The sequence below is a fragment of the Variovorax sp. ZS18.2.2 genome, assembly GCF_024701975.1.
GTDB lineage: Bacteria > Pseudomonadota > Gammaproteobacteria > Burkholderiales > Burkholderiaceae_C > Variovorax.
On sequence record NZ_JANLNM010000003.1, the window covers coordinates 49,347 to 68,968 of the forward strand.

The 19,622-nt window shown below is 68.8% G+C and carries 18 protein-coding genes; 6 read left to right on the forward strand and 12 right to left on the reverse strand.

Translation table 11 applies throughout. The features are described 5' to 3' along the window. Nucleotides 1-62: 62 nt before the first annotated feature. Complete coding sequence (locus NU688_RS14030; protein WP_257861275.1) at nucleotides 63-782, reverse strand: GNAT family N-acetyltransferase; 720 nt, start codon at nucleotides 780-782, stop codon at nucleotides 63-65. A gap of 129 nt (nucleotides 783-911) precedes the next feature. Between NU688_RS14030 and NU688_RS14035 the strand changes: the two genes are divergently transcribed. Further along, a complete protein-coding gene (locus NU688_RS14035) occupies nucleotides 912-2,393 on the forward strand; it encodes a PLP-dependent aminotransferase family protein (protein ID WP_257861276.1) in 1,482 nt (493 codons plus the stop codon). 15 nt (nucleotides 2,394-2,408) lie between these two features. On the opposite strand, the gene NU688_RS14040 is transcribed toward NU688_RS14035, so the two are convergent. After that, nucleotides 2,409-2,876, reverse strand: coding sequence for a response regulator transcription factor (locus NU688_RS14040; RefSeq protein WP_257861278.1), 468 nt, complete (start codon nucleotides 2,874-2,876; stop codon nucleotides 2,409-2,411). Nucleotides 2,877-3,122: 246 nt separating this feature from the next. Between NU688_RS14040 and NU688_RS14045 the strand changes: the two genes are divergently transcribed. Further along, nucleotides 3,123-4,127: a helix-turn-helix transcriptional regulator gene (locus tag NU688_RS14045; RefSeq protein WP_308340305.1), complete on the forward strand. Its 1,005-nt coding sequence runs from the start codon at nucleotides 3,123-3,125 to the stop codon at nucleotides 4,125-4,127. A gap of 6 nt (nucleotides 4,128-4,133) precedes the next feature. Here NU688_RS14045 and NU688_RS14050 read toward each other — a convergent pair whose 3' ends face one another. The 8 genes from NU688_RS14050 to NU688_RS14085 all read right to left on the reverse strand — a co-directional run bounded on the left by NU688_RS14050 (nucleotide 4,134) and on the right by NU688_RS14085 (nucleotide 12,409). Beyond that, on the reverse strand, nucleotides 4,134-5,105 hold the full coding sequence (locus tag NU688_RS14050) for an ABC transporter substrate-binding protein (RefSeq protein WP_257861281.1): 972 nt from the start codon (nucleotides 5,103-5,105) through the stop codon (nucleotides 4,134-4,136). 33 nt (nucleotides 5,106-5,138) lie between these two features. Next, a complete protein-coding gene (locus NU688_RS14055; protein WP_257861282.1) occupies nucleotides 5,139-6,302 on the reverse strand; it encodes a cytochrome c in 1,164 nt (387 codons plus the stop codon). Nucleotide 6,303: 1 nt separating this feature from the next. After that, the gene (locus NU688_RS14060; protein WP_257861283.1) at nucleotides 6,304-7,083 is read right to left on the reverse strand and encodes an ABC transporter ATP-binding protein; all 780 of its coding nucleotides are present in this window, start codon (nucleotides 7,081-7,083) and stop codon (nucleotides 6,304-6,306) included. 2 nt (nucleotides 7,084-7,085) lie between these two features. Further along, the gene (locus NU688_RS14065; protein WP_257861284.1) at nucleotides 7,086-8,150 is read right to left on the reverse strand and encodes an ABC transporter permease; all 1,065 of its coding nucleotides are present in this window, start codon (nucleotides 8,148-8,150) and stop codon (nucleotides 7,086-7,088) included. Continuing rightward, the gene (locus NU688_RS14070) at nucleotides 8,147-9,148 is read right to left on the reverse strand and encodes an ABC transporter substrate-binding protein (protein ID WP_257861285.1); all 1,002 of its coding nucleotides are present in this window, start codon (nucleotides 9,146-9,148) and stop codon (nucleotides 8,147-8,149) included. Before NU688_RS14070 ends, NU688_RS14065 begins: the two co-directional genes overlap by 4 nt. 115 nt (nucleotides 9,149-9,263) lie before the next feature. After that, nucleotides 9,264-10,088, reverse strand: coding sequence for a class II aldolase/adducin family protein (locus NU688_RS14075; protein WP_257861286.1), 825 nt, complete (start codon nucleotides 10,086-10,088; stop codon nucleotides 9,264-9,266). 146 nt (nucleotides 10,089-10,234) lie between these two features. Then, entirely contained in the window at nucleotides 10,235-11,314 is a 1,080-nt protein-coding gene (locus NU688_RS14080; protein ID WP_257861857.1) for an LLM class flavin-dependent oxidoreductase, read from the reverse strand. 84 nt (nucleotides 11,315-11,398) lie between these two features. Then, nucleotides 11,399-12,409: an ABC transporter substrate-binding protein gene (locus NU688_RS14085; RefSeq protein WP_257861287.1), complete on the reverse strand. Its 1,011-nt coding sequence runs from the start codon at nucleotides 12,407-12,409 to the stop codon at nucleotides 11,399-11,401. A gap of 158 nt (nucleotides 12,410-12,567) precedes the next feature. On the opposite strand from NU688_RS14085, the gene NU688_RS14090 reads away from it, so the two are divergent. The 4 genes from NU688_RS14090 to NU688_RS14105 are packed head-to-tail and all read left to right on the forward strand — an operon-like array spanning nucleotide 12,568 to nucleotide 16,998. Continuing rightward, a complete protein-coding gene (locus NU688_RS14090) occupies nucleotides 12,568-13,803 on the forward strand; it encodes an acyl-CoA dehydrogenase family protein (protein ID WP_257861288.1) in 1,236 nt (411 codons plus the stop codon). Then, nucleotides 13,800-14,780 carry an ABC transporter substrate-binding protein gene (locus tag NU688_RS14095; protein ID WP_257861289.1) on the forward strand — a complete coding sequence of 327 codons (981 nt, stop codon included), beginning with the start codon at nucleotides 13,800-13,802 and terminating at the stop codon, nucleotides 14,778-14,780. Before NU688_RS14090 ends, NU688_RS14095 begins: the two co-directional genes overlap by 4 nt. Beyond that, nucleotides 14,777-15,376, forward strand: coding sequence for a cysteine dioxygenase (locus tag NU688_RS14100; protein WP_257861290.1), 600 nt, complete (start codon nucleotides 14,777-14,779; stop codon nucleotides 15,374-15,376). Before NU688_RS14095 ends, NU688_RS14100 begins: the two co-directional genes overlap by 4 nt. Beyond that, nucleotides 15,373-16,998 (forward strand): rhodanese-related sulfurtransferase, encoded by a 1,626-nt coding sequence (locus NU688_RS14105; RefSeq protein ID WP_257861291.1) that lies wholly within the window; start codon nucleotides 15,373-15,375, stop codon nucleotides 16,996-16,998. Before NU688_RS14100 ends, NU688_RS14105 begins: the two co-directional genes overlap by 4 nt. A gap of 72 nt (nucleotides 16,999-17,070) precedes the next feature. Here the strand turns inward: NU688_RS14105 and NU688_RS14110 are convergent, their stop codons facing one another. Together NU688_RS14110 and NU688_RS14115 are read right to left on the reverse strand one after the other, a co-directional pair. Further along, entirely contained in the window at nucleotides 17,071-18,555 is a 1,485-nt protein-coding gene (locus NU688_RS14110) for a DEAD/DEAH box helicase (protein ID WP_257861292.1), read from the reverse strand. Between the two features lie 131 nt (nucleotides 18,556-18,686). Continuing rightward, nucleotides 18,687-19,577: a neutral zinc metallopeptidase gene (locus NU688_RS14115; protein ID WP_257861293.1), complete on the reverse strand. Its 891-nt coding sequence runs from the start codon at nucleotides 19,575-19,577 to the stop codon at nucleotides 18,687-18,689. Nucleotides 19,578-19,622 lie beyond the last annotated feature (45 nt).

Below are 19,622 nucleotides of genomic sequence, written 5' to 3' on the forward strand. Positions count from 1 at the left end.
ACAATCGTTATTTTCCGGAACTACCTGGCCTTCCCGCCTCCCCCGGATTCGTTCACACCTTCTCAGTCCGCGCGCGGCAGCCGGAACTTGTCCAGCGCCATGCGCTGCCTGCCCTGCGCATCGAAGTTCTCCGGCGCGAGCCAGCGCTCGAACGCCGTTCGCAGCACGGGCCACTCGCTGTCGATGATGGAGAACCACGCCGCGTCGCGGCTGCGGCCCTTGTAGATGCTGTACTGCCGGAACACGCCCTCGGCCTGGAAGCCCAGGCGGGCTGCCGCGCGCTTCGAGGGCTCGTTGAAGCTGTCGCACTTCCATTCGTAGCGCCGGTAGCCCAGCACGTCGAAGGCCAGCTTCATCAGCAGGTACTGGGCTTCGGTGGACATGGGCGTGTGTTTCAGCAGCGGCGAGAAATTGACATGGCCGACCTCGACCACGCCGTTGGCGGCGTCGATGCGCATCAGCGACAGCGTGCCGATGGCCCGGCCGCTCTGCCTGTCGATGACGGCGAAGTGCAGCGGGTCGGTGGTTTGCGCAAGGCGCTCGATGTGGGTGCGCATGGCATTCAGGTCGGCGGGTCGCTCGGCGCCCAGGTAGGTCCAGTCGCGAGTATCGGGGGCCTGCGCGTAGGCGGCGTGCAAGTCGTCGGCGTGCTTCGCGGCGTTCGCCGGCTCGAGCGTGCAGTAGCGGCCTTCGACGGGCGCGCGCGGCGGCAGCGGGCGGGCGCTCCATTCGGGCATGAGGGAGCCGAGGGATTGACCGAATTCGTTGTGGCGGGCTGGCATGGGATGAAGAGTCTTTCAGGAGCAAAGAAGCGGCGGTACCGGAGAACGGTAAAGTACGCCCGCCGTGGCGCCATGAAAAGTACCACGAGGTATTCATTTCGTAGTGCCACGACCGCCACGACCTCTTTCATGCCCAACCCGCCAGATCTCGCCGCATTGATCGAGTCCCCGCTCGCCAGGGACCGCGAGGCCGGCTCGATGCAGCGCCAGCTGCACGAGCGCCTGAAGCGCGCCATCCTCGACGGCGGCCTCGCTCCAGGCAGCCGGCTGCCCGGCTCGCGCGCGCTGGCCGAGGCGCTCGCGATCTCGCGCAACACCGTCACCGCCGCCTACGAGCACCTGGCCGCCGAAGGCTACGTGCAGCCCGACCGCCAGGGCACACGGGTGACCGAGCTGTCGTCTCCGGCAGCGACGACAACCAAGCGCTCCCGCAAGACCACGGGCTCGCCGGCCACCGCGCACCGCCTCGCCGACATCCAGCCACGCACCGCCTTCACCGAGCCGGACGCCACCTTTCGCCCCGGCGTGCCCGCGCTGTCGCACTTTCCCATGGCCGCCTGGCGCCGCGCACTCGATCGCGCCATCCGCACCGCGAGCCCGGCCACGCTCGGCTACGGCGATCCGCTGGGCGAGCCCCGGCTTCGTGCGGCCATCGCGCGGCACCTGGCCATTGCGCGCGGCGTGCGCTGCGAGCCACGGCAGGTCGTCATTGCCGAGGGTGCGCAGGAAGCCATTTCGCTGTGCGTGCGGCTGCTCTCGAACCCCGGCGAAACGGGCTGGATCGAAGACCCGGGCTACCGCGGCGCAAAGTCGGCCATGCGCGCGGGCGACATGCACATGGTGCCGATCCGCGTCGATGCGGAAGGCCTCCACGCGAGCGCGGAAGACTGGCAGAAGCACCCGCCCCGCCTCATCTACACGACGCCCTCGCACCAGTACCCGGCTGGCGCGGTGCTGAGCATCGCGCGCCGGCTCGCGCTGATCGCCGAGGCCCGCCGGCACGGCGCATGGATCATCGAAGACGACTACGACAGCGAGTTCCGCCACACGGGCGAGCCCATCGGCGCGATGCAGGGGCTGGTGCCCGACGCGCCCGTGCTCTACATCGGCACCTTCAGCAAGACGATGTTCCCGTCGCTGCGGCTGGGTTTCCTGGTGCTGCCCGAAGCGCTTCTGGCCGGCGTGCAGGCCCCGCTCGAGGAAATGCTGCGCGGCGGGCATCGCCACGAGCAGCTGGCGATGGCCGACTTCATCGAGAGCGGGCAATTCGGCCGGCATCTGGGCCGGATGCGGCGGCTGTATCGCGACCGGCAGCAGGCGTTGCGGCTGGCGCTGACCCGGCACCTGAAAGTGCCGCACGCGATCGATGGCGGCTACTGCGGGCTGCACCTCACCGTGCGCCTGCCGCCCCGCTTCGACGACCGCCGGATCGCCGCCGAGGCACTGCGCCACCACCTGGCGCCCGTGGCCCTGTCGAGCTTCGCGCTGCAGCCGCTGCCGGCGGACAACGGGCTGGTGCTGGGCTACGGCAACACGTCGGCGGAGCTCTTCGAGCCGCTGGTCAAGCGCCTGTCGCAGCTGGCGCGCGCTGCGGAACGCCAAGGCCCCTGAAGCCTTCGTGACGAGCTACTGCGGGCGGCTGGCATCCCAGCTCAGCAGCCCCGCTTCCATCGCCTTGCGGACCGCCTGGGTTCGCGAGTTGACGTCCAGCTTGCGATAGATGCTCTTGATCTGCGTGTCGATGGTGTTGGCCGACCGGCTGAGCGCCTCGGCGATCCGGCGGTTGGTCCACCCCTGCGACACCATCTGCAGCACCTGCAATTCGCGCGGCGACAGCGCCCCGCCCGATGCCGCCTGGCCGGCGGATGGCGCGGCGCCGGTGCGCGGCTTCGTCGCGATGGCCGATGGCGGCCGGGCTTTCGCGGCCGCGGCGATCAGCGCCAGCATGTGGCGCGCGATGCGCGTGGCGCCGGGCGACTCGCTGCGCTCCATGGAGAACATCAGGACGGCCAGCTCGTCCTCGTTCGCCTCGTTGAAGAGATGACCGACGGCACCGGCGGTTGCGGCGGCGGGATCGGCTTTTCCTGTGGACATGGGTCTGCTCGCTCAAGAAATCGGGTTCGTTCGGCCATGCGGCCGGGCGAAGACAAGCGTGGTGGCACCGGTCCGCCCGGCTTGACCGTCCGTCTCAGTTATTGAGAGAATTCCTCCGGTTGTGTACTTTTTTTCACGTTTTCGTCCATTCGTTGGCGCGGCGACCTTGCGGATTTCCCCTCTCCAATGAACCTTCGCGCCCTCCAGGGGGCCCCCCAGGCCCCGGTTCCCCCAGCGCAAGGCGGCGTGGCACGCAGCCACTTCAGCGTGCATGGCGAGCCGCAACACCGGCAGTTGCTGGCCTGGCGCGAGCGCGTCGGCCACGTGATCGACGTGCTGCCCTCGAAGGCTGATGTCGAACAGCCTTTCCGGGCAGAGATCGATCGCTACAAGGTCGACGGCCTCCTCTTTACCGACTGCCGCTCCGACGCAATGCTGCTCGAGCGCTCGTTGGCCCGCATCTCGACGGACAGCGTGCGCGACTACGTGTTCCACGTGTTCGCCGAGGGCGGCGTCGATGACATCGCGCTGCGCGCCTCGCCGCGTCGCGCAGCCCCTTCCACCAACGCCACCACGAAGATCCTCGCGCTGGACATGAACCAGCCGGTGCGCATGCGGCGCAGCAGCTGCCGGGTGCTCACCTTCTTCGTGCCGGCCGCGCTGGTGCAGGAGGTCTTTCCCGACCCCGAAGCCATCCACGGCCGCACGATCCAGGACGCGACGCCGCTCACGCGGCTGGCGCTCGAACATGTGGCGGCGCTGGGCGCCAACATCCCCAGCATGACCCCCGCCGCGGCCGACAGCGCCGTGCGCAACGCCGCGCATCTGGTCGTCGCCGCCTTCGGCAAGCAGGCCGGGTTGAGCGGCAATGCGCGCTCGGCGGCGCGGGCCGCGCTCTTCGGCCGGGTGCGGCGCCACATCCAGGCCAACCTGCACCGCGCCGAACTGACGCCCGAGGGCGTGCTCAACGCCCTGCACCTGTCGCGCCCGACCATCTACCGCATGTTCCAGCACGAAGGCGGCCTCGGCGCCTACATCCGCCACCTGCGGCTGCGCCAGGCGGCCGACGAGCTTGCCCGCTACCCGCACATGATGGTGACGGACGTGGCCTATGCGGTCGGCTTCAAGAGCGCGTCGGACTTCACCCGCGCCTTCCGCCGCGCCTACGGCATGGCGCCGCAGGAGTTCCGCGCGCAGTCGCAGACGTACCGGGCCGAGCGCCCAGCCTCCTGGCAGGTGTTGCCGACCTGACCCTGTTCAGCCAGCGGTGCCGAAGCCGGTGTCGAACGTCGCCTTCACATCGAGCGGCTGCTTGATGAGCCCCACCTGCCGGTAGAAATCCGCCGTGCCCTGCTGGTCGGCGATGACCTTCGCATCGATGGCCACCCACTTCTGCTGGCGGCGCTCGAACTGCAGCTTCGCCGCTTCGGGCGGGATGCCGATGATGCGGGCCAGCGCGGCCGAGTAGGCATCGACATTGCGGTACGACCAGAGCTGCGCCTTCACCACGCGCTGCAGGAAGTCCTGCAGCACCGGCCGCTTGGCGGCGATGGCCGCATCGGTCGCCGCGAGGTAGCTCAGCCCCGGCAGCAGCCCGCGTCCGCTCACCAGCACGCGCGCGTGATTGCTCACCTCGGCCAGCGCGGTGTAGGGCTCCCAAGTGGCCCACGCATCGACCGAGCCCTGTGTGAGCGCGAGCTTGGCATCGGCCGGCGCGAGGAAACGGATGTTCACGTCTTCCGGCTTCAGGCCCGCCGCGGTGATCGCCTTGAGCGTCACGTAGTGGCCGATGGAGCCGCGGTTGGTGGCGATGCTCTTGCCCTTGAGGTCGGCCGCGGTCTTGAGCGTGGAATCGGGCCGCACCAGCACTGCCGTGCCGTAGGAGTCGGAGCGGTTCGCGCCGATGGCCTTGACGCGCGTGCCCGCGGCCAGCGCGAAGATCAGCGGCGCATCGCCGATGGGGCCCGAATCGACCGCTGCCGCGTTCAGCGCCTCGGCCAGCGGCGCGGCGGCGGGGAATTCGGACCACTGGATGTCGTAGCTCAATCCTTCGAGCCCGTTGGCCGCTTCGAGCAGCGCGCGCAGCCCACCTTTCTGGTCGCCGGCCTTGAGCACCGGACGACCCTGTGCGCGGGCCGGCAATGAGAAGGCGGGTAGAGCAGCAGCCGTGGCGGCAGCGAGGCCTTGGGTGAGGAGCTTGCGGCGGGATGGGTCGAGGTGTGAGGTCATGGGTTCTCCGTGTTCGGTCGAGGTCAAGAAAAATCAGTGAATGAAGCCGCCCTTGACGAAGCGCACCGGCTCCGCGTCCATGCGGGCGATGAGTGCACCCAGTCCATCGGCGGGCAGCGCGGCGTTCTTCGCCAATGCAGCGGGCGCACGCTCGCTGCGGCACAGCAGGTCGTCGTCGGACCAGCCCGCCTTGCCGGGCTCGCCGCGCGCACGCAGCCAGCCGTCGCGGTCGGCGATGAGTTGCGTGCCGGCGAGGCGATCGGTACCGGTGATGAGGGCCAGCGCTTCCCAGGCGGCAGGCGAGTCGGCCACGCAGTCGGCGGCGGCCAGTGCTGCCTCCGAAGGCGCTACCAGCTGGACGGTCACGAGCCGCGGGTCTTCCGCCGGCGTGACGTTGCCCGTCACGATGCGCACGCGCTGGCCGCGCCAGCTCGCGAGCAACCGTGGCGGCTGCGCGCCGCAACGCACCGCCATGTCGGGCAGGCCGATGGGCTGTGGCCAGTTGCCGAGCGCGCGCAGGCTCTGGCCCGCGCCCTGCGCCTTCATGTAGTCGATCAGCGCCCAGGCATCGGCCTCATCGAGCTTGCCGCCGAAACCGGGCATCGTGGGCTTGCCGCCCTGCTGCGCATCGCGCGTGCCGTGCAGGATGCGCCAGAGCAAGTCACCATCTGCGCGGCGCCACAGCAAGGGGCCGCTCAGGTTGGGCGGCCACACTGCCAGCGATGCCGCGAGCGGGCCTTCGCCCTTGCCGTCCGCACCGTGGCACGCGACGCAGTTCTGCGCGTAGAGCGCGCGGCCCTTGGCGATGGAGGCGGCGGTGAAGCCTGTCGGCGAAGACTGGAAACTCGTCGGCGTGGCGGGCACCAGCACCACATGCGCCTCGGGCCATGGCGCCGCGATCAGCAGCATCGGCACCAGCGCGAGCGCGTAGAAGCGCCGACGTCGCCAGAGCAGTGCGACAAGCAATGCAAGGACCGCCAAGGCCACGCACACCAGCGTCCATGCGAGATTGCGCGCCTGCCCCAGATCGATCAGCAGGTTCTCGCCCGACAACCGCCGCGCCCACGGCCACGCCGGCTGGCCATGCACCTGCCCCGCGAGCCCGAGCGCATCGAGCGCCCGCAAGAGTTGCAGTTGCGCGCCATGGAGCAGGCCGATCAGCAGGTTGAGCCAATCGGCCTCGGGCGTGCTGTTCATCTCACCAGGTGGCGTCGAGCCCCAGGTGCCGCAGCGCTTCGTGACGCAGCTCTGCCAGTCGCGCGTGCCCGCGATGACGCGGGTACGGCAGGTCGACCACGATCTCGGCCGCAATGCGCGCCGGCCGGTCGCTCAGCACGATCACACGGTTGGCGAGGAACAGCGCCTCTTCCACGTCGTGCGTCACCAGGAGCGCCGAGAAGCCCGCGCGCTGCCACAGGTTGACCAGCTCGCTCTGCATCGCGATGCGCGTGAGCGAGTCGAGCTTGCCGAGCGGTTCGTCGAGCACCAGCAGTTGCGGGTCGTTGACCAGCGCACGCGCCAATGCCACGCGCTGCGCCATGCCGCCCGAGAGCTGGTGGGGAAAGGCTTTCGCGAAGTCGGTCAGGCCCACGAGCTTGAGTGCCTCGTCCACCCGCCCGCGCTGCGCCTTGAGCACGCCGCGCGCCTGCAGGCCGAGCGCCACGTTGTCCCACACGCTGCGCCACGGGTAGAGCGTCGGGTCCTGGAAGACAACGATGCGCGACGGGTCGGGCCGGGTGATCGGCACGTCGTCCTGCGTGATGCGGCCGGCGGTGGCGGGCTCCAGGCCCGCGACCAGCCGCAGTAGCGTCGACTTGCCGCAGCCGCTCGGGCCGAGCAGCGCGACGAATTCGCCAGGCTTCACCGTGAGATCGATGTCGTCGAGCACCTGCAGCGGCCCCGCGGGCACGTCGAACCAGTGGCTCACGCCGCGGATGTCGATGTGCGCGCCAGCCTGTCGCACGCCTGTTTCAGCCATCGCTACCACTTCACGGTCCCCTTCTGCCACGACAGCACGCGGTCGCGGACCTTGAAGAGCAGCGTGATGAGGCCCGAGCACAGCACGGCCATCACGATCAGCGCGGCGTACATGTTCGAGTACGAAGCCCAGCCCTGCGCCCACGACAGGTAGAAGCCGAGGCCGGCCTTCACGCCCATCATCTCGGCGGTCACGAGTACCGAGAACGCGGCGCCCAGCCCCATGAAGAGCCCGACGAACACCTGCGGCAGCGCGGCGGGGATCGCCACGCGCAGCACCAGGAAGCGCTCGCTCGCGCCCATGGTGCGCGCCACGTCGTAGTAGTTGCGGTTGACGCCGGCCACGCCCGACCAGGTGAGCACCGCCACCGGAAAGCCCGTGGCCAGCGCGATCAGGAACACGGCCGCCGCATAGCTCGACGGAAAGAAGAAGAATGCGAGCGGCAGCAGCGCCGACGCCGGCACCGGCCCCACGAAGCGCAGCACCGGATGCACCCAGTAGCCCGCGATGCGCGACCAGCCGATGGTCACGCCTGTGAGAAATCCCGCGAGCGCGCCGAGCACGAAGCCGTGGGCGAGCAGGCGGGCCGAATGCAGCAGGCTTTCGCCGAGGCGGCGCCAGTCGTCGATGTAGGTTTCGACCAGGCTCTGCGGCGGCGCGAAGAAAGGCGTGGGGAGCAGCGCGAGCTTGGCGGTCACGATCTCCCAGATCGCGAAGAGCACCGGCAGCGCGACGAGCCACGGACCCGCGGGCCGCAGCACGCGCGCCACGCGACCGGCGCGCGGCCCGAGCAATGCGACGGCCAGCAGCAGCGCACCCACGGCGATGGCGGCGATGCCGAACTCGTCCGTGTACGCCCAGTCGCTGAAGCCCACCGCCTTGTTCGGCCAGTAGATAGTGAGCAGGCCCAGGGCGAGCCATGCGGCGGTCGCGAGCACGCCGGTCAGCCAGAAGCCCTCCGCGGCGCGCACGGGAAACGAAGCCGGCGCGACCTTTTCAGTGCCAGCACGTCGCCAGTTTCCCGGCGCGGGCGGCGCCTCCAGCACCCGATCAATGACCGCGCTCATGCCAGCGGATCGAAAGACACGTGATCGGCGAACTTCACCGGGTCGGTCGTCTTCTTGAGCACGCCGACGCTGCGGAAATCGCGCGCGTAGAACTCCACCTCGTCGCGCAGGTTCTTGCCCAGCGGATGGTGGTTGTGCGTGAGCGTGCCCAGCAGCGCGCGCAGGTCTTCGATCGGCACCTTGGGCGAGTACTTGGCAAAGAGCTTGGCCGATTCATTCGGGTTCTCGGCCACGTAGGCCGACGCCTGCGCGATGGAACGCACCAGCGCCGCGACGGTCGGCTTGTCCTTGCGCACCAGCTCGCCGCGCGCACCGACGATGCAGCAGACCTTGTCCTTGTATTCGCCCGAGAGGTTGCTCGCCACTTCGACGAAGGCGCCCTTGTTGCGCTTCTCGATCAGATAGACGTTCGGGTCGCCGTCGGCAATGGCGTGGATCTCGCCCTTCTGCACCGCGATGTCGAGCAGGTCGGCCGGGTACTGGCGCCAGGTGACGTCGCGGTCGGCGTCGATGCCGTTCTTCGCCAGCAGGATCGAGAAGAAGTTCTTGCCCGGGCTCGCGATGTCCGACACGCCGATGATCTTGCCCTTCAGGCTCGCGAGGTTGGTCACGCCCGCCGCCTTGGCGCCCACCAGGCGCACGCAGCCGCCGTGCGAGCTGCCGACGATCTTCACGTCGAAGCCCGACTCCAGCGGCTTGAGCCAGCGGTGGATCATGCCCACGGCCGCATCGGCCTTCGCGGTGGCGAGCGATTCGAGCAACTGGTCGGTGGAGCCGGTGTAGTTGATCAGCTCCACCTGCAGCCCGTTGCGCTCGAAGTAGCCGCGCTCCTGCGCCACCACCACCGGCGAGAGGCAGAACGCGGCGGCGTTCCATGCGAAGGTGAGCTTGCGCGCCTGCTGCGAAAACGCCTGCGAGGCGATCAGGCCGCCCGAGGCGACCACGGCGGCAGCGGCGCCTGTGCGCAGAACGCTGCGGCGTGAAAGGGATGCGGTCATGGGCGGATTCCGGAAGGTGTCATGCGATAGGAACCGTTCGGGCTGAGCTTGTCGAAGCCTCGCGCGGCGCTTCGACAAGCTCAGCGTGAACGGTTTTGTTGAACGGGTCCTGGCGTCAAAGCAGCAGTTCGGGCTCGGCCTCGACCAAGCCCTCGTAGAGGCTGTCGAAGGAATGGATGGCCCCCTCCGGGCCGCCGATCTGGCTGTGGGTGTGGCGCGCGGTTTCCTCGTCGATGGGCTGTGGCTTGCCGGCGGCTTCGGCGAGGAGTTGCGTGTGGCAGGCGTTGTCCAGCGCGATGTACCACCACGCGGCGGCCTCCACCGTCGGGCCCGCGGTCAGGATGCCGTGGTTCTTGAGGATCGCGCCCTTCTTGTCGCCCAGCGCCTCGGCGATGCGGTCGCCCTCGCTGGTGTCGACCACCATGCCGGTGAAGTCGTCGAAGAGGGCCACGTCTTCGTGGAACACGCAGCTGTCCTGCGTGATCGTGTCGAGCTTGCGGCCGAGCGTGGACCAGGCCTTGCCGTAGGTCGAGTGCGTGTGGGCGGCGGCAACGATCTTCGGGTTGTGCTCGTGGATCGCCGCGTGGATCGCGAAGGCGGCCTTGTTGAGCGGCTTGTCGCCGATCACGGTTTCGCCCTTCGCGTTGACAAGCAGCAGGTCGGACACCTTGATGCGCGAGAAGTGGATGCCCAGCGGGTTGACCCAGAAGTGGTCGGTGAGCTCGGGATCGCGCGCGGTGATGTGGCCGGCCAGTCCTTGCGCGAAGCCGAAGCGCGCGAACAGGCGGAAGGCGCCCGCCAGGCGCTCCTGCCGATGGCGGCGCTCGGCCTGCACGCTGGTGCGCGGCGGGACCGGGTCGAACCAGTACTTCTGCTGCGGGTTCGGGTTGAGCTTGAGCGGCTGGGCCGCGCTGCGGTCGATGGAAAGAACGGCACTCATGGGGATTCCTCGTATTCGGTTTTTGCTCCTTCCCCCTCTGGGGGAAGGTTGGGATGGGGGCAAGCGGCGCTCGAAAGGCCGCGGCGTCGTGAAGGCCGCTTGCCCCCACCCCTGCCCTCCCCCAGAGGGGGAGGGAGAAAGTCAAGTCATGCCGCTTTGCGAACCGAAGCCGCGCGCTGCGCCACCAGCTCGCGCGTGCGCGGAATCAGCTCGCGGCCGTAGTCGGTCGCGTCTTCCAGCGGATCGAAACCGCGGATCAGGAAGGTGGTCACGCCCAGGTCGTAGTAGTCGAGCAGCGCATCGGCCACCTGCTCGGGCGTGCCGACCAGCGCGGTGCTGTTGGAGCGTCCGCCGATCTCCTGCGCGACTGCCGTCCACAGGCGCTTGTCCACGCGCGGGCCCTTGTCGGCCGCGGCCAGCAGGCGCTTGGCACCTTCGCTCTGCTGCGGGCCGCCGCGGTTGTAGCCCTGCACCACGCGCAGGCGCTTGGTCTCAGCCAGGATGTTCTCGGCCCGCGCCCAGGCGGCCTCTTCGGTCTCCGCGAGGATCGGGCGGAACGACACCGAAAAGCGCACGCTGCGCCCGTGCTTTGCGGCCTCGGCGCGCACGCGCGTCGTGAGTTCGCGCGCCTGGTCGAGCGATTCGCCCCACAGCGCATAGACGTCGGCGTACTTGCCGGCGACCGGGATCGCCGCCTCCGACGCGCCGCCGAAGTACACCGGCACGTGCGGCTTGCCGTTGCGCGTCTGCAGCGGCTTCACTTCGGAGAAAGCGTTCTGGTAGTGGTAGTGCGCGCCTTCGTGGTCGAAGGGCTTGTCGGCGGTCCACACCTTGTGCAGCACGTCGAGGTATTCGTCGGTACGGGCGTAGCGCTGGTCGTGGTCGAGCCAGTCGCCATCACGGCGCTGCTCTTCGTCGGAGCCGCCCGAGATGTAGTGCACGCCGAGCCGGCCGCCGCTGAACTGGTCGAGCGAGGCGAACTGCCGCGCCGCGAGCGTGGGCGCCACGAAGCCGGGGCGGTGCGCGAGCATGAAGTGGATGCGCTCGGCGACCGAGGCCGCATACGCCACGGTGAGCGTGGCGTCGGGGCCGGTCGAGTGGTGCGGCACCAGCACACGGTCGAAGCCGGCGTTCTCGTGCGCCTGCGCGAAGGCACGCACGTAGTCGCGGTCGATGGCCGGGCCCTTGGCGGCATGGATCTCCGAAACCTTCTGGCCCTGGATCATGCCGATGAATTCAACTTCGTTCTGGGTGTTCTGGGTGTTCTGGCTCACGGGAGTCCTTGTGTTGTTGTCGAGGTGTTGGGGTGATCAGGCGGCGGGCAGGCGCAGCACGCTCTCGAAGCTGCGGTCCCACAGGGGCTTCACGTCGGCGGGGCCGTCGAGCACGCCGATCTTCAAAAAGGTGTCGGCCACATCCTGGTGGCTGCGCACCACTGCGTCGCTGACAGGACCGAGGCTGTAGTCGCCGCTGCGGCCGTTGAAGAGTTCGACGAGGTCGCCGACCGGCACACGCGTCTCGGCCGATTGCGCGCGCGCATAGGCCAGGAAATTGCCGTTGATCCACGCGAACGAACGCTGCAGGCGCTGCAGCAGATCGCTCAGCGCCGCGCGACGCAGCGTGTCGTCGAGCGCACGCGGGTTGGCGTAGATCGGGAAGTTGCCCGAGAGATAACCCACGCCGGTCTTGATGACCCGCGCGCCGTACTGGGTGCGCGCGATCTGCCCGTTGTAGCCATAGATGGCCCAGGCATCGAGGTCGCCGCGCGCGAAGGCCGAGAGGCCGTCCGAGGGCGTGAGGCTCACGGCCTGGATGTCGCTGAACGAGAGCCCCGCCTCGGCCAGTTGCTTGGCCAGGTAGTAGTGCGAGGTGGTGGCGCGCACGTAGCCCACGCGCTTGCCCTTGAAGTCGGCAATGCTGCGGATCGGCGAATCCTTGCGCGCCAGCGTGGCCTGGTTGTTCAGATCTTCGTGAGTCACGGCAACGAGGCGCACGCTGGACTTCTGGCGCGCCGCGAACACCGGCGGGATCTCGCTGCCCGAGCCCAGGTCGAGCGCATCGCCGTTGATGGCCTCGATGTGCAGCACGCCGTTGTTGAGCTCGCGCCAGTCGACCTTGTAAGGCGTGTTGGCCTGGCCCGAAGCCTGCAGCAGCGGGCGCCAGAGGCCCTTGTAGGTGCCGACGCGCAAGGTCACGCCCGAGAGGTCGCGCGACGGTGTTGCGGCCTGGGCCACCTGCGCCCCCAGGCCAGCGGCGGCTGCACCCCATGCGGCGGCGGCCTGCAGCAGGCTGCGGCGATCGAGGGGGAAATCGGGTGTCATGCGTTGCGGTCTTTCTTCTTCCCTGCCCACGGGAGCCGCAGGAGAGAGAAGCGAGACCGTACCGAGGCGCCCCGAAAAAGCGAACGCAGAAAAACGAGTTTGCATATGCAGGATGCGTCGTTTTCGGGTCGCCAGCGGGCCATTACCGTGCGGGAACCATGAGTGCACTCCCCTTGCGCCGCCCGTCGGCCACGCCTGAAGAAGAATCCCCCTCCGCCACCGTCGATGCCGCAGTGCTGGCCCGGCTGTCGGCCCAGTTCGCAGCCAGCGCGGCCGACTACGACCGCAGCGGCGCCTTTCCGCAGGAGAACTTCGAGGCGCTGCAGGCGAGCGGCCTTGTCGGCCTGGTGGCACCCGCTGCACACGGTGGCGGCAGCGCCACGCTGGCGACGGCCCGGCGCGTGATCGCAGCCGTGGCGCGCGGCGAGCCGGCCACCGCGCTCATCCTCACGATGACCTATCTGCAGCATCACGCGCTCACACGCGGCGACAACCGCTGGCCGCCGCAGCTGCGCGAACGCGTGGCGCGCGATGCGGCGGAGCGCGGTGCGCTCATCAACGCGCTGCGCGTGGAGCCCGCGCTGGGCTCGCCTTCGCGCGGCGGCCTGCCATCGACCGTCGCACGGCGCAGCGACAACGGCTGGGCCATCGACGGCCACAAGCTCTACACCACCGGCATCGAAGGCCTGACATGGCTCGCCGTGTGGGCGCGCACCGACGAAGCGACGCCGCGCACCGGCGTGTTCCTGGTGCCGCGCCACGCCCCCGGCGTGCGCGTGATCGCCAGCTGGGACCACCTGGGCCTGCGCGCCTCGGGCAGCCACGAAGTGATCTTCGAGAACGTCGCGATCGACCTCGACCACGCGGTCGACCTGCGCGCACCGGCCGACTGGGCGCCCGACGCCGGCAGCCAGACCGACATCGACGCGCACGCCACCCAGCAGGCCTGGATGGTCGTGCTGCTTGGCAGCCTCTACGACGCGGTGGCACAGGCCGCGCGCGACTGGCTGGTGGGCTTCTTGAACCAGCGCGCGCCCGGCAGCCTGGGCGCGCCGCTCGCGAGCCTGCCGCGCGTGCAGGAGCATGTCGGCGAGATCGAGGCGCTGCTGCGCACCAACCGCGTGCTGCTCGACGACGCAGCAGGCGCCGTCGACAACGGCCACGCGCAGCCGGCCACCGACAGCGGCTTGCTCAAGTACACGGTGACGAACAACGCGGTGCGCGTGGTCGAGCTCGCGCTGCAGCTGAGCGGCAACCACGGTCTCACGCGGCAGAACCCACTGGAGCGCCATTACCGCGACGTGCTGTGCAGCCGCATCCACACGCCGCAGAACGATGCGATCCTGGTCGGTGCAGGGAAGCGTGCGCTGCTGACTGCGGGAGCAGCCGCATGACCGACCTGCTTTTCTCCAAGGCCTCGCGCCGCAACTGGCTCAAGCAAGGTGCCGCGCTCTCGTTCGCGGCAGCGGGTTCGCTGCGTGCGTGGGCGCAGCCGCAAACCACGCTGATCCTCGGCGACCAAGCCGGTGGCCTGCGTTCGCTGTTCGAAGCCTCGAAGGCGCTCGAAGGCGCACCGTTCGCTTACCGCTGGGCCAACTTCCAGGGCGCCGCGCCGCTGTTCGAGGCGCAACGCAGCGCCGCGGTCGACACCGCGATGGCCGGCGACCTGCCGGTGCTCGCTGCGGCCGTCGGCAAGACGCCGCTCAAGATCGTCGCCACGCGCGTCGGCAAGGCCGATTCGCTGGGCATCGTGGTGCAGGCCGATTCGCCGCTGCGCAGCGTGAGCGACCTGCGCGGCAAGACGGTGATCGTCTCGTCGGCGCGCGGCAGCATCTCGCAGTACCAGCTCTACGGCGCGCTCGAAGAAGCCGGTGTGCCGCGCAGCGAGGTGACGGTGAAGTTCGTGCTGCCGACCGATGCGGCGGCCGCGTTCGCATCGAAGCAGATCGACGCATGGGCCGTCTTCGATCCGTACTACACGATCGCGGTGCAGCAGGGCGGGCGCATCCTGCGCGACGGGCGCGGCATCAACACGGCCCTGGGCTTCATCACTGCGAGCGAGCATTCGCTGGCCGATCCGGCCCGGCGCGCGGCCATCGTGCAATTCCTCGACCGGCTGGGCCGCGCGGGCGACTGGGCGCTGGCCAACCCCGAGGCCTATGCGCAGGCCTACAGCCAGCTCACGCGGCTGCCGATCGAGTCGGCACGCATCATCACTTCGCGTGCGTCTGTTGCAGGCCGCCCGGTGAGCGAAGCCGACATCATTGCGCTGCAGGCCGTGGCCGACCGCTCGGCGCGCGACGGCATCCTGCCGGTGCGCGTGGACGTGCGCGCCATCACCGACACCCAGCTCTGGAAGCGCCCCGCGTGATCGCGCCGCTGCGCGACTTCGTCGGCGCCTTCGGCCGACTGCTCGACAGCGCGCCCGACGAGCGCCGCATCCTCTCCGAAGGCGGTGCGCTGCTGCGCACGCTGGTCGCACGCGACGACTGGCTGCCCGATGCCTTCGCGCGGCCCGACCCGGCGCGCTACCAGCAGTTTTTGCTGCATGCCGACAGCACCGAGCGCTTCTCGGTGGTGAGCTTCGTCTGGGGGCCGGGGCAGGCCACACCGATCCATGACCACACGGTGTGGGGCCTCATCGGCATGCTGCGCGGCGCAGAGTACAGCCAGGGCTACGTGTTCGACGGCGATGGCCGCGCGCAGCCGCAGGGCGAGGCGGTGCGGCTCGATACCGGCGACGTGGAGGCCGTGTCGCCCACCGTCGGCGACCTGCACCGCGTGCACAACGCGCATGCGGACCGCGTGTCGATCAGCATCCATGTCTACGGCGCCAACATCGGCGCGGTACGGCGGCATACTTACCCGGCCGAGGGCGGGCGCAAGCCCTTCGTCTCGGGTTACTCCAACACGCTGCTTCCCAACCTCTGGGATCGCTCCGAAGAACTCAAATCGACATTCGCATGACGACCGCTGCTTTTTTCCCCCTCGTGTCTTTTTCTGCCGTGCGCGAACGGCTCATTGCGCGCGAAGAGACGGCGCTGCTCGACGTGCGCGAGGAAGATCCGTTCGCGCAGGAACACCCGCTGTGGGCCGCGAACCTGCCGCTCTCGAAGATCGAGATCGAGGCTTGGCGACGCATTCCGCGACTGGACACTTTCATCGTGCTGTATGGCGCGCATGACAGCGTCGATCTCGCACCGCTCGCCGCACGCACTTTCGCGGCGCTCGGCTACACGAACGTACACCTGCTCGAAGGCGGCCTCGAAGGCTGGCGCGCGGCAGGCGGCGAGCTGTTCCGCGACGTGAACGTGCCGAGCAAGTCTTTCGGCGAACTGGTCGAGCACGAGCGGCACACGCCCTCGCTCTCCGCGCCCGAGGTAAAGGCGCTGGTCGAAGGCAAGGCCAACGTGGTGGTGCTCGATGCGCGCCGCTTCGACGAGTACCAGACGATGAGCATTCCCTCGGCCACCAGCGTGCCCGGTGCGGAGCTGGTGCTGCGCGTGCGCGAACTCGCACCCGATCCGTCGACGCAGGTGATCGTCAATTGCGCGGGGCGCACGCGCAGCATCATCGGCACGCAGTCGCTGGTGAATGCGGGCATTCCGAACCCGGTGGCTGCCCTGCGCAACGGCACGATCGGATGGAAGCTCGCGGGGCAGGTGCTGGACCATGGGGCGGAGCGGCAGGCGCCGGCCGTGGTGTCCGATGCGCATCGCGCGCAGGCACAGGCCGATGCACGGCGCGTGGCCGACAAGGCCGGCGTGCGGCGCATCGCGCTCGATGCGTTGCAGACGCTGGAGGCACCGCACCGCACCGTCTATCGCTTCGACGTGCGCACGCCCGAGGAATATGCGGCGGGCCATTTGCCCGGCTTTGCGAGCGCGCCCGGCGGACAGCTGGTGCAGGAAACCGATCACCAGGTGCCGGTGCGCGGCGCGCGCATCGTGCTGGCGGACGACGATGGCGTGCGCGCCTCGATGAGCGCGTCGTGGCTCGCGCAGATGGGGTGGGAGGTCTATGTGCCCGACACGGCACCTTCTGCCTCCGCGTTCATCGAGAAGGCTGCGCCCTCGCCCGCCTATCCGCCGGTTGCAGCGGCCGTCGGAGAGATCGCTCCCAAGGCCCTGGCGGAGTTGCTGAAGCAGCCCGGCACCGCCGTGCTCGACGTGACCACCAGCGCCAACTACGTGAGGCGCCACATCCCGGGCGCCTGGTACGTGATTCGCGCGCAGCTCGCGGGTGCGATCGATGCGGTCATTCCTGCATCGCAGCGCTATGTGCTGACGTGCGGCAGCAGCCTGCTCGCGCGCTATGCCGCAGCCGACCTGCGCGCGCTGCTCGATGCGCGCGGACAGCGCGATGTCGAAGTGCTGGTGCTCGCCGGTGGCAATGCGGCATGGTTCGCCGCAGGGCTCGAAGTGGAAACCGGCGAGACGCGCCTTGCGACAGCGCGCACCGATCGCTATCGCCGTCCCTACGAAGGCACCGATGCACCGACGGAAGCCATGCAGGCGTATCTCGATTGGGAGTACGGGCTGGTCGCGCAACTGGGGCGCGATGGAACGCATCACTTCAAAGTGATCTGACCGTTCAGGCCTGCGCCAAAGAAAAAGGCCGGGGATCACCCGGCCTTTGTTTTTGCTCCGCTCCGGAACCGATCAGCTCGGCTCGGCCGACTTGAACAGAGCCGCGACCTTGCGCTTGCTCTTGATGTTGCTCGAGATGCCGCGCGCAGGCGCTGCCTTGGCGGCGGCTTCCCATGCCGGCGTGGCGTCGGCTTCGCCCGGCTCGTAGGGCTTGTCGAAGAACGGATCGCGCGGCGCCGAAGGCGCGCGGTGCGGGCGTCCGCCGCCGCTGTTGCTGCGACGGGGAGCGTCGGCGCCAAAGCCGCTGCTGCTGCGTTCGCGCGGCTGGTCGAGCACGTCGCGTGCATCGCCGGCTTCGCCTTCTTCGCGCCAATGGCGACGTCCGTCGTTGATGCGGCCGCGCGGGCGGTCTTCCTCGAACTCGACGGGCTCGAGCTCGATCTTCTTCTTGATCAGCTTCTCGATGTCGGCCACCAGGCGTGCATCGTTGCCGCCGCTGGCGAAGCTCACGGCCAGGCCCGAGGCGCCGGCGCGGCCGGTGCGGCCGATGCGGTGCACGTAGTCTTCGGCGTTGAACGGAATGTCGAAGTTGAAGACGGCGGGCACGTCCTTGATGTCCAAGCCGCGGGCCGCGACGTCGGTGCACACCAGCAGGTCGACTTCACCGGCCTTGAACGAGGCGAGCGCCTTCAGCCGTTCGTCCTGGCTCTTGTCGCCGTGCAATGCGGTGGTACGCAGACCGTCGCGCTCCAGCGAGCGTGCGAGGCGCGCGCAGCCGAGCTTGCTGTTGACGAACACGAAGGCCTGCGTGATGCCGCGCTGCGTGACGATCTGCTTGAGCGCACGGCGCTTGTCGTCGTCGGAGACGCTGTAGAAATGCTGCTCGACGGTGGAGGCCGTTTCGTTCGGCCGCGCCACTTCGATAGTGACCGGGTTCTGCAGGTAGCTGCCAGCCAGCCGCTTGATTTCAGGCGAGAACGTGGCCGAGAACAGGAGCGTGGTGCGCTGCTTGGGCAGGTAGCTCAGGATGCGCTGCAGGTCGGGCAGGAAGCCGATGTCCAGCATGCGGTCGGCTTCGTCGAGCACCACATATTCGACCTGGTTGAGCACCGCGTTCTTGGCTTCGATGTGATCGAGCAGACGACCCGGCGTGGCCACCAGCACTTCGACGCCCTTCTTCAGTTCCAGCGTCTGCGGCTTCATGTCGATGCCGCCGAACACCACCGTGCTGCGCAGGTTCGTGTACTTGGCGTACAGCTTGACCTGTTGCGCGACCTGGTCGGCCAGTTCACGCGTGGGCAGCAGCACCAGCGCGCGCACCGGATGCCGGGCGGGCGAGGTGGAGGCGTTTTCGTGCTTGAGCATGCGCTGCAGCAAGGGGAGCGAGAACGCCGCCGTCTTGCCGGTGCCGGTCTGCGCGGCGCCCATCACATCCTGGCCCGAAAGCACGACCGGAATGGCCTGCTCCTGGATCGGTGTCATGGTCTCGTAGCCCATTTCGGCTACGGCGCGGGCCAGCGGTTCTGCCAGCGATAGATTGGAGAAGGAGCTTGTCATTGAGCCCGCTATTGTCGCATTGCCGCAAAAAACGGCAGTGACGGCGTCGTGACAACGCCCGCGCCGCCGGCATTGCTATTTATTCAATAGCAACAAAGCCAACAATCACGGGCGTCCTGCGCCCATGAAGCTCAAAGATTGCGTGCGTTGAAGGTGTCGCACGACTTCATGTCGCCGCTTTGATAACCCGCGCCGAACCACTTCTGGCGCTGCGCGCTGGAGCCGTGGGTGAAGCTGTCGGGCACCACCGCGCGGCCCGCGGAACGCTGCAACGCGTCGTCGCCGATCTTCTGTGCGGCATTCATGGCGGCCTCGATGTCGCCCGGGTCGAGCCATTTCTTCGATTCCTGCGAATGGTGCGCCCACACGCCAGCGAAGCAGTCGGCCTGCAGCTCGACGCGCACGCTCACCGCGTTGTTCTGCGACTGGCTCAGGCGCCCGCGCATGCCGTCGACCTTGGCGGTGATGCCCAGCTCGTCCTGCACGTGATGGCCTACCTCGTGCGCGATGACGTAGGCCTGCGCAAACTCGCCCGGCGCGCCGAGCTGGTTCTTGAGCGTCTCGTAGAAGCCCAGGTCGATGTAGACCTTCTTGTCGCCGGGACAGTAGAACGGGCCCATGGCCGATTGCCCGGTGCCGCAGGCCGTGGGCGTGGCGCCGCGGAACAGCACGAGCCGGGGCGCCTGGTAGCTGCCGCCATTCTTCCGGAAGATGTCGGTCCACACCACTTCGGTGTTCTTGAGCACGGTCGAGACGAAGGCCGCTTCGCGGTCGCCCGAAGGCGGCTTGGGTGCCGGGCCCTGCGGCGCCTGTTGCACCTGCTCAGTACCGCCGCCACCGCTGAGCAGGCTCAGCACGGTGAGCGGGTTGATGCCGAAGACCCAGCCGGCGATCAGCGCGACCGCGATGGTGCCGATGCCGATGCCGCGGCCGCCGATGAAGCCGCCTCTGCCGCCGCCCCCGCCACCTTCGCCGCGGCGATCCTCGACGTTGTCCGATTGTTCGTTGCCTTCCCATCTCATCGCAGTCTCCTTCCCGGCGTTGCAGAAGTGTTGCCGGACCGTTGC

Excerpts from the sequence above, each read along its gene's own strand:
- NU688_RS14030 (WP_257861275.1), bottom strand. The coding sequence starts at position 782 with ATGCCAGCCCGCCACAACGAATTCGGTCAATCCCTCGGCTCCCTCATG.
- NU688_RS14035 (WP_257861276.1), top strand. The coding sequence starts at position 912 with ATGCCCAACCCGCCAGATCTCGCCGCATTGATCGAGTCCCCGCTCGCC.
- NU688_RS14040 (WP_257861278.1), bottom strand. The coding sequence starts at position 2,876 with ATGTCCACAGGAAAAGCCGATCCCGCCGCCGCAACCGCCGGTGCCGTC.
- NU688_RS14050 (WP_257861281.1), bottom strand. The coding sequence starts at position 5,105 with ATGACCTCACACCTCGACCCATCCCGCCGCAAGCTCCTCACCCAAGGC.
- NU688_RS14055 (WP_257861282.1), bottom strand. The coding sequence starts at position 6,302 with ATGAACAGCACGCCCGAGGCCGATTGGCTCAACCTGCTGATCGGCCTG.
- NU688_RS14060 (WP_257861283.1), bottom strand. The coding sequence starts at position 7,083 with ATGGCTGAAACAGGCGTGCGACAGGCTGGCGCGCACATCGACATCCGC.
- NU688_RS14065 (WP_257861284.1), bottom strand. The coding sequence starts at position 8,150 with ATGAGCGCGGTCATTGATCGGGTGCTGGAGGCGCCGCCCGCGCCGGGA.
- NU688_RS14070 (WP_257861285.1), bottom strand. The coding sequence starts at position 9,148 with ATGACCGCATCCCTTTCACGCCGCAGCGTTCTGCGCACAGGCGCCGCT.
- NU688_RS14075 (WP_257861286.1), bottom strand. The coding sequence starts at position 10,088 with ATGAGTGCCGTTCTTTCCATCGACCGCAGCGCGGCCCAGCCGCTCAAG.
- NU688_RS14080 (WP_257861857.1), bottom strand. The coding sequence starts at position 11,314 with ATGATCCAGGGCCAGAAGGTTTCGGAGATCCATGCCGCCAAGGGCCCG.
- NU688_RS14085 (WP_257861287.1), bottom strand. The coding sequence starts at position 12,409 with ATGACACCCGATTTCCCCCTCGATCGCCGCAGCCTGCTGCAGGCCGCC.
- NU688_RS14090 (WP_257861288.1), top strand. The coding sequence starts at position 12,568 with ATGAGTGCACTCCCCTTGCGCCGCCCGTCGGCCACGCCTGAAGAAGAA.
- NU688_RS14095 (WP_257861289.1), top strand. The coding sequence starts at position 13,800 with ATGACCGACCTGCTTTTCTCCAAGGCCTCGCGCCGCAACTGGCTCAAG.
- NU688_RS14105 (WP_257861291.1), top strand. The coding sequence starts at position 15,373 with ATGACGACCGCTGCTTTTTTCCCCCTCGTGTCTTTTTCTGCCGTGCGC.
- NU688_RS14110 (WP_257861292.1), bottom strand. The coding sequence starts at position 18,555 with ATGACAAGCTCCTTCTCCAATCTATCGCTGGCAGAACCGCTGGCCCGC.
- NU688_RS14115 (WP_257861293.1), bottom strand. The coding sequence starts at position 19,577 with ATGAGATGGGAAGGCAACGAACAATCGGACAACGTCGAGGATCGCCGC.